At 60.7% G+C, this 7,391-nt stretch carries 9 protein-coding genes; 8 read left to right on the top strand and 1 reads right to left on the bottom strand.

The genetic code is table 11. The annotated features are described in order from the left end of the window. Positions 1-281: 281 nt before the first annotated feature. The 6 genes from NWQ23_RS03845 (at position 282) to NWQ23_RS03820 (ending at position 4,802) form a co-directional block, all read left to right on the top strand. The gene (locus NWQ23_RS03845; RefSeq protein WP_306164922.1) at positions 282-683 is read left to right on the top strand and encodes a rhodanese-like domain-containing protein; all 402 of its coding nucleotides are present in this window, start codon (positions 282-284) and stop codon (positions 681-683) included. 9 nt (positions 684-692) lie between these two features. Then, entirely contained in the window at positions 693-1,427 is a 735-nt protein-coding gene (locus tag NWQ23_RS03840) for an allophanate hydrolase subunit 1 (protein WP_306164921.1), read from the top strand. Then, entirely contained in the window at positions 1,427-2,446 is a 1,020-nt protein-coding gene (locus tag NWQ23_RS03835) for a biotin-dependent carboxyltransferase family protein (protein WP_306164920.1), read from the top strand. Before NWQ23_RS03840 ends, NWQ23_RS03835 begins: the two co-directional genes overlap by 1 nt. 1 nt (position 2,447) lies before the next feature. After that, on the top strand, positions 2,448-3,206 hold the full coding sequence (locus tag NWQ23_RS03830) for a LamB/YcsF family protein (RefSeq protein ID WP_306164919.1): 759 nt from the start codon (positions 2,448-2,450) through the stop codon (positions 3,204-3,206). A 9-nt stretch (positions 3,207-3,215) separates the two neighbouring features. After that, the gene (locus NWQ23_RS03825; protein ID WP_306164918.1) at positions 3,216-3,884 is read left to right on the top strand and encodes a cupin domain-containing protein; all 669 of its coding nucleotides are present in this window, start codon (positions 3,216-3,218) and stop codon (positions 3,882-3,884) included. 93 nt (positions 3,885-3,977) lie between these two features. Continuing rightward, entirely contained in the window at positions 3,978-4,802 is an 825-nt protein-coding gene (locus NWQ23_RS03820; RefSeq protein ID WP_306164917.1) for a bifunctional allantoicase/(S)-ureidoglycine aminohydrolase, read from the top strand. On the opposite strand, the gene NWQ23_RS03815 is transcribed toward NWQ23_RS03820, so the two are convergent. Continuing rightward, positions 4,792-5,805: an FAD-binding oxidoreductase gene (locus NWQ23_RS03815; protein WP_306164916.1), complete on the bottom strand. Its 1,014-nt coding sequence runs from the start codon at positions 5,803-5,805 to the stop codon at positions 4,792-4,794. The two genes, NWQ23_RS03820 and NWQ23_RS03815, sit on opposite strands and share 11 nt — an antisense overlap. A 47-nt stretch (positions 5,806-5,852) precedes the next feature. Between NWQ23_RS03815 and mnmD the strand changes: the two genes are divergently transcribed. Both mnmD and NWQ23_RS03805 read left to right on the top strand, forming a co-directional pair. Beyond that, positions 5,853-6,533: a tRNA (5-methylaminomethyl-2-thiouridine)(34)-methyltransferase MnmD gene (mnmD, locus tag NWQ23_RS03810; RefSeq protein WP_306164915.1), complete on the top strand. Its 681-nt coding sequence runs from the start codon at positions 5,853-5,855 to the stop codon at positions 6,531-6,533. Then, positions 6,523-7,386: a DMT family transporter gene (locus NWQ23_RS03805; RefSeq protein ID WP_306164914.1), complete on the top strand. Its 864-nt coding sequence runs from the start codon at positions 6,523-6,525 to the stop codon at positions 7,384-7,386. Before mnmD ends, NWQ23_RS03805 begins: the two co-directional genes overlap by 11 nt. Positions 7,387-7,391: the final 5 nt, after the last annotated feature.

The following is a 7,391-nucleotide window of genomic DNA, read 5'->3' as shown; positions in this document are numbered from 1 at the left end:
TCTTCCATGATTTCTTCGGTGGTGGCCGTGTCATCCTGTGCAGTAGCGGGGCCAGCGGTCGCCGCCAGCAGACAAAGGGCAATCAGGTAGTGTGTGCGCATCTTTTGCGTCTCCGTAAATGAGAGGTCTTTCAGCATGTTCTAGACGGAGCTGTCCTTTGGGGTGAAATGAACCTTTCTCATTTTGGCGTCATGAATTGTTGCAAATCTTCCAGCATCGACAACTGGACAATCTGGTGCGGGCTGTGCGCAAGATGCGTGTGACGATGAAAGGACAGACAGGTGCCCAAACTCAGAACATCCGCCGCAGCTATGGTCGCGAACGCCCGTGCACGCATTGAAGAGATCGACACAGCAGAGGCTATCGCCATGTTGGCCGATCCAAAGGTGACTTTCGTCGATCTGCGCGATATTCGCGAACGGCAACGCAGCGGGGCGATCCCCGGCAGCTTTCACTGCCCGCGCGGGATGGCCGAGTTCTGGATCGACCCCGAAAGCCCCTATTTCAAGGATATCTTTGGCGAGGACCGGATTTTTGTCTTTCATTGCGCCTCTGGCTGGCGGTCTGCCCTGACTGTCGCAACACTGAACGAGATGGGATTTCCGGCGGCCCATCTCAAAGAAGGGTTTGCGGGTTGGGTCAAAGAAGACGGCCCCATCGACACACCGGACAAGACCTCGTAGACCCCAAGGATGACTTTGCCCACGACTGAACCGGAACTTCGACCACTGGGTGTGGATGGCATTCTGGTGCGCTTTGCACGCCGTCTGACGTCGCAGGCCAATAAAAGCGCTTTGGATTTTCGTGACCGGATGCAAGCGGCAGATATCGCCGGTATCACCGAAGTCGCATCATCTTTGGTGTCGGTCCGCGTGGGGTTTGATCCCGACGTGACCACGCGTCAAGAGGTGGCGCAAGCGATCAAGGCGGTCCTTGCTGTCCATGAAACAACCGTTGCCGGCCCAAAACGGCTTTGGCGAATTCCTGTGGCTTTCGGGCCAGCGTATGCGCCGCAACTAGAGGAGGCCGCCGCATTGGCAGGGCTGACACCAGCGCAGGCCATCGCCGAGATCGAAGCCGCCATCGTGCGAGTGATGGCCATCGGATTTGCGCCAGGGCAGCCCTATCTGGGCATGCTGCCAGACCACTGGGATATTCCGCGCCAGTCATCGCTGACCGAAAGTCTGCCGCCCGGCGCGTTGATCACCGCCGTGCGGCAGCTGATCATCTGGGCGGCTGACGCGCCCACGGGCTGGCGGCACATCGGGCAAACTGCCTTTCGTGTCTATCTGCCCGAAACATCGCAGCCTTTCGCCTTCACCGCAGGCGACGCGGTGCAGTTCCATGCGGTATCTGACAGTGCGTTCCGCGATATCCAGGGCAATAACGACACCAATGGTGGCGCGACCTGCGAGGTACTTCGCTGATGCCGCAACTGACGGTTCATAGCGCAGGGCCGGGTGTGACGGTGCAGGATCTGGGCCGTCCGGGGTGGAAGGCGCAGGGTCTTTCAACCGGCGGCGCTGCTGATCCTTTGGCACTGTTAGAAGCCGCAGCCCTGCTTGGATCAGACCCCGCGCAGGCTGTGATCGAGATGATGGGTTTTGGCGGTGTGTTCCGCCTGGATGCAGGCACGCGGATCGCGTTGACAGGCGCAAAGATGCAGGCGGATATTGATGGCGAACCGATCACGCCCAATGCCACGCATTTCCTGCCGGCTGGAGCCACGCTGACCATTGGTGGCGCAAAACAGGGGGTGTTTGGCTACTTTGCCTGCGCTGGCGGGATCATCACAAAACCCGTCATGGATAGCCGCGCCACACATCTGACCGCAGGCATCGGCAAACGGCTGCAAGCAGGCGATATGCTCCCCATTGGCGAAGACCCCGACCGGATGCGGCCACCGCAAAAACTGACCCCAGAGGATCGTTTTTCAGGCGGTGTGATCCGCGTCATGCCCGGACCGCAGACCGATTTCTTTGCGCCCGCGACCTTGGCGCTTTTTGCCAAGACCTCTTTCCTGCGTAGCCCCCGCGGCAACCGCCAAGGGATCAGGCTCGATCATGAAGGGGGCGGGTTCAGCACCGAAGGCGGGCTCAACCAAGTCTCGGACCTGATCGTTCCGGGCGATATCCAGATGACCGGCGATGGTGTGCCTTACGTGTTGCTGGCCGAATGCCAGACCATCGGCGGCTACCCAAGGATCGGCAGCGTCATCCCCCGCGATCTGCCAAAAATCGCGCAGGCTGCGCCGGGCACAAAGATCCGGTTTCAGTTCCTGACTGTGGAAGAAGCCGACGCGACCGCCACGTCACAAGGGCAAACTTTGCGCGCTCTGGAAAAGATGTGCCAGCCGATGGTGCGCGATCCCCATGACATTGCCGATCTGCTGCGTTACCAATTGATTAGTGGTGCTACGCGCGGCGACGATCTGGAAAGGCCCTGATATGACGCACAAAGTCGATCTGAACGCCGATATGGGCGAAGGCTTCGGGCCGTGGCGGATGGGTGATGACACTGCTCTGTTGGATATCATCACCTCGGCTAATGTGGCTTGCGGCTTTCATGCAGGCGATCCTGATGTGATGGACCACACGATGCGGCTTGCAGTTGCCAAAGGTGTGGGTATCGGCGCGCATCCCGGCTTTGCGGACCTCAAGGGGTTCGGACGGCGGCCCCTGCCGCTTCCTTACAGCGAACTCGGCAATGCGGTCGCCTATCAACTTGGCGCGGCCCAAGCCATGGCCAAACGGGCGGGCGGACGTGTTCGGCATCTGAAACTACACGGAGCACTGGCGAATATGGCCTCGGTCGATCACGCGCTGGCGCGGGCCTGCTATCAAGCCGCACTCGACGTTGATCCCGATATCATCATCATGGTGCTGGCCGCGACGGCGCAGGAAGAAACCGCGCGCGAACTGGGCTGCGCGTGGGCCGGAGAAATTTTCGCGGATCGTGCCTATAACGATGATGCGACCCTTGTTGACCGCAGCCTGCCCGGGGCGGTCCTGCACGACGTAGACATCGCCGCCCCGCGCATCGCCAATATGGTCAAGGTTGGCGGCATCGTTGCGGAATCCGGCAAACACATTCCCTGCCAGATCGACACGATCTGCCTGCATGGCGACACGCCCGGTGCTGTGGCTATGGCGCGCGGCATCCGGGAACATTTGGAAGATGCGGGCATCACGCTCGCCCCGCTTTAAGGACACCCCATGGAACTGAACGCCGACTTCTCCCAAAGGGTCCTGATCCAGACCCAAGACATCCCGTGGAAAGCCTCGCCCATGGCAGGTGTGGACAGGCGGATGCTCGACCGGATCGGGGATGAGGTCGCCCGCGCCACATCTATCGTGCGCTATGCCCCCGGCAGCCATTTTTCAGCCCACACCCATGACGGCGGCGAAGAGTTCATCGTGCTGGAGGGTGTCTTTCAAGACGAGCATGGAGACTATCCCGCAGGAACATATGTGCGCAACCCGCCCACCACAGCGCATACGCCCGGTGCCGAGGATGGATGCACGATCTTTGTCAAACTGTGGCAATTCGACCCCGCAGACCGCACCCAGTTTCGGATGCAGATGGACAGTGACCTGACCGTCCAAGGCGACGGTATCAGCGTCAAGACCCTGTACCGCGACTCCCGCGAGACAGTGCGTTTCGTGACACTGGCCGCGGGCAGCAGCTTGAGCGAACTGCCCTCCGGGGGAGCTGAAATCCTGATCCTCTCAGGTCTCTGCCAAGAAGGCGGCGATCACTTGCCAAAAGGCACGTGGCTCCGGCTTCCCGAAGGGACGCCTTTGCGGATCACGGCGCAGGACGAGGGTGCCACCTTGTGGATAAAAACAGGGCATCTGCCCTTTGCGACCGCACCAACAGTCTGAACTTTCAAAGCGCGCAGAAAGGCCTTATGACGGGGCTGCCTCTGTGCCGAGACCGCCCCCTGCCCAGCAATATTGCGTGAAGGAAAACGCACGATGTCCAAATCGTCCTACTACGTGCCAACAGGTGGCCTTCCACCCCAGACCCAACTGCTGACGGACCGGTCTATGTTCACCGAGGCCTACGCCGTGATCCCAAAGGGGACGATGAGCGACATCGTCACCAGCAACCTTCCATTCTGGGAAAAGACACGGGCATGGGTGCTGGCCCGCCCCCTGTCCGGTTTCGCCGAGACTTTCAGCCAATACATCATGGAAGTCAGCCCCGGTGGCGGCAGCACGCGGCCAGAGACAGAACCGAACGCGCAAGGCGTACTATTTGTGGTGGCGGGTGGCTTTACCCTGACAATCGAAGGCAAAGCGCACCTACTATCAGCAGGCGGCTATGCCTTTCTGCCGGCGGGCTGCGACTGGTCTCTTGCCAATACCACGGATGCCACGGCCACATTCCACTGGGTTCGCAAGGCCTATCAGGCGGTCGCAGGCATCGACCATCCCGACGCCTTTGTCACAACCGAAGGTGCCGCCACGACGATCGCCATGCCGGATACCGATGGCGTCTGGAAAACCACCCGTTTCGTGGACCCCGCTGATATGCGCCACGACATGCACGTCAATATCGTGACCCTCCAGCCGGGCGGCGTCATTCCCTTTGCGGAAACCCACGTGATGGAACACGGGCTGTACGTGCTGGAAGGCAAGGCGGTCTACCGGCTCAATCAAGACTGGGTCGAGGTCGAGGCCGGCGATTTCATGTGGCTGCGCGCCTTTTGCCCGCAGGCCTGCTATGCCGGAGGGCCGGGGCCGTTCCGCTATCTGCTTTACAAGGATGTGAACCGGCACATGCCGCTTAACCGCTAGGCGCGCGAAATCCGTCAGGGATCGTGTCGCGCCTTTCAAGAACAAAGTCAGCCATAACCTCGCCCACTTTCGGGGCCATGCCAAAGCCGATCTTGAACCCGCCATTGGCGATGAATTCCCCCTTGCGGGTCGGATGCATGCCCAAGACCGGAGCACGGCTTTGACTGCGAGGCCGCACACCTGCCCAGCGTTCGATGACGGCGGCCCCCTCCAGAACCGGGAAAGCCGCAATGGCACGCGCCAAGACATCATCCAATGCAGTGTCGGTTGCTGTCGGATCATCAAAAGCCCGCTCAGAGGTCGACCCGATCGCTACCGTCCCATCGCCGTGAGGAATGATATGCAGCGCATCGGCAAAAAGCTGCGGCTGCCCCGCCGCATCATAACGGAGCAAGGCGGCCTGCCCTTTGACGCCGTTGCCGCCAATCTCGCGCAGGCCGTCCCAACCGGTGGCCCAGACAACGGAACCCTCGGCCGGCGCTTCAGTCATCACTTCGCCACCCAAGGCAACGACGGCATCAGCCAAGGCCTGCGTTGCGCGACGCGGATGGATCAGGGCGGACAAGGTATCATGGACAACCAACCCTGTGGGTGATGGCGGCATCCAGCCATTGCTGCCCGCCTCGACCACCTCCCACGTGGCCTTGCCCTGCCAAAGCTCTGCGGCCGTCAGCGCCCGCGCGCGGGCCAATGCAACAGCATGCGCGTCAGCCAAAGGCTGCAAACGGCCAGACCTCGCATAGCCTACATCGGACCCGGTCAGCCTTTCGACATCAGCCCAGAACGCCGCCGCCATGATCAGGCTTTCAAACTGGAAGGCCTTCTTGTCATTCCAGTTTTCCGGAACATGCGGGGCCAAGGCACCGACCAACCCACCGCTGGCCCCTGCGGCAACACCGGCAGGGTCAATCACACGGACAAAGGCCCCCCGGCGCGCACTGGCATAGGCCACCGAAAGGCCGAACACGCCCGCCCCCATTACCGTGATATCAGCCGTTGCCATTCCGCGTCCTTCCGCCCAAAGATGGCGCATACCTAAGGCGTAGGGCGATGACAGACCAGACTGCAAAACTTGACTGGCGTGACGGCGTGCCGATCGCGACCGCCTTTGATGATCCTTACTATTCGCTCGATAACGGTCTGGCCGAAACGCAATATGTGTTCTTGGGCGGTAACGATTTGCCGGCGCGGTTCGGAGGTAATTTCCAGATCGGTGAGCTTGGCTTCGGGACAGGACTGAACCTTCTTGTGACATGGGCTGCGTGGGTTGAGGCGGGCAAACTAGGGCATTTGCACTTCACCTCATTCGAGGCCTTTCCGATGGCGCCCGACGATATGGGCGCAGCGCTGGCGCATTTCCCGCAATTGGGCCCTTATGCCGATATTCTGCTGGCCGAATGGCAACCCGGCGATGGACCCACTGACCTAACTGACGGCCCGATACTGCACGTGATCACCGGCGATGCGCGGCAGACACTGCCGGCATGGCCGCACAAGGCTGATGCGTGGTTTCTGGATGGTTTCTCGCCTGCAAAAAACCCCGAATTGTGGGAACCGGACCTGCTGCGGGCCGTCGGGAAGCATACCAAAGCAGGCGGCACAGCGGCGACCTATAGTGCCGCTGGACATATCCGGCAAAGCCTATCAAATGCGGGTTTCGAAGTGACGCGGACGGCAGGCTATGGCCGCAAGCGCCATATGACCCGCGCAAGGATGCCTGATGCAAACTAACACCCGCCTTGGCATCATGCTAATGATCGCCACAACCTTTGTCTTTGCGGTGCAAGACGGCATTTCGCGGCATTTGGCGGAAAACTATAACGTCATCATGATCGTGATGATCCGGTACTGGTTCTTTGCAGCCTTCGTGATCACCATCGCGACACGGCAGTCCGGCTCGATCCGGGCAGCGGCAGCAACAAAACAACCGCTTCTGCAAATCACGCGCGGCACGCTGCTTGCACTCGAAATCTGTGTGATGGTCAGCGCTTTTGTGCTTTTGGGGCTTGTAGAGAGCCACGCTATCTTTGCCTGCTACCCGCTCCTGATCGCGGCGCTGTCCGGCCCGGTCTTGGGCGAACAGGTGGGCTGGCGACGCTGGGCCGCCATCGGGATCGGCTTCATCGGCGTGCTGGTGATCCTGCAACCGGGCTACACCGTCTTTGCACCCGCCGCGGCAATCCCGCTGGCCTCTGCACTGATGTTTGCACTTTATGGGCTTCTGACACGCTACGCCGCACGCAAGGACACAACGGCCACCTCGTTCTTCTGGACCGGCACATCAGGGGCGGTGGTCATGACCATCGCCGGTGTCTGGTTCTGGGAACCGATGACAGCAACAGACTGGCAATGGATGGCAGCGCTCTGCATCACGGGGGCCAGCGGGCACTGGCTCTTGATCAAGACCTATGAAGTGGCCGAGGCCAGCGCCGTCCAGCCCTTTGCCTATCTGCAACTGGTCTTCGCCAGCATCATCGGCATTTTCCTTTTGGGGGAAACTTTGCGCCCCAATGTGGCCTTTGGGGCCGCAATCGTCGTGGGCGCAGGGCTCTTCACACTCTGGCGGGCACGGCAAAAGCAATAGTCCCA

This window comes from Yoonia sp., from assembly GCF_030731595.1.
Lineage (GTDB): Bacteria > Pseudomonadota > Alphaproteobacteria > Rhodobacterales > Rhodobacteraceae > Yoonia.
This window is presented reverse-complemented; position numbering and strand designations above follow the sequence as displayed.

Bases quoted from the DNA above. Each gene is read 5' to 3' on its own strand.
- NWQ23_RS03805 (WP_306164914.1), top strand. From the start codon at position 6,523: ATGCAAACTAACACCCGCCTTGGCATCATGCTAATGATCGCCACAACC.
- NWQ23_RS03815 (WP_306164916.1), bottom strand. From the start codon at position 5,805: ATGGCAACGGCTGATATCACGGTAATGGGGGCGGGCGTGTTCGGCCTT.
- NWQ23_RS03820 (WP_306164917.1), top strand. From the start codon at position 3,978: ATGTCCAAATCGTCCTACTACGTGCCAACAGGTGGCCTTCCACCCCAG.
- mnmD (WP_306164915.1), top strand. From the start codon at position 5,853: ATGACAGACCAGACTGCAAAACTTGACTGGCGTGACGGCGTGCCGATC.
- NWQ23_RS03830 (WP_306164919.1), top strand. From the start codon at position 2,448: ATGACGCACAAAGTCGATCTGAACGCCGATATGGGCGAAGGCTTCGGG.
- NWQ23_RS03825 (WP_306164918.1), top strand. From the start codon at position 3,216: ATGGAACTGAACGCCGACTTCTCCCAAAGGGTCCTGATCCAGACCCAA.
- NWQ23_RS03835 (WP_306164920.1), top strand. From the start codon at position 1,427: ATGCCGCAACTGACGGTTCATAGCGCAGGGCCGGGTGTGACGGTGCAG.
- NWQ23_RS03840 (WP_306164921.1), top strand. From the start codon at position 693: ATGACTTTGCCCACGACTGAACCGGAACTTCGACCACTGGGTGTGGAT.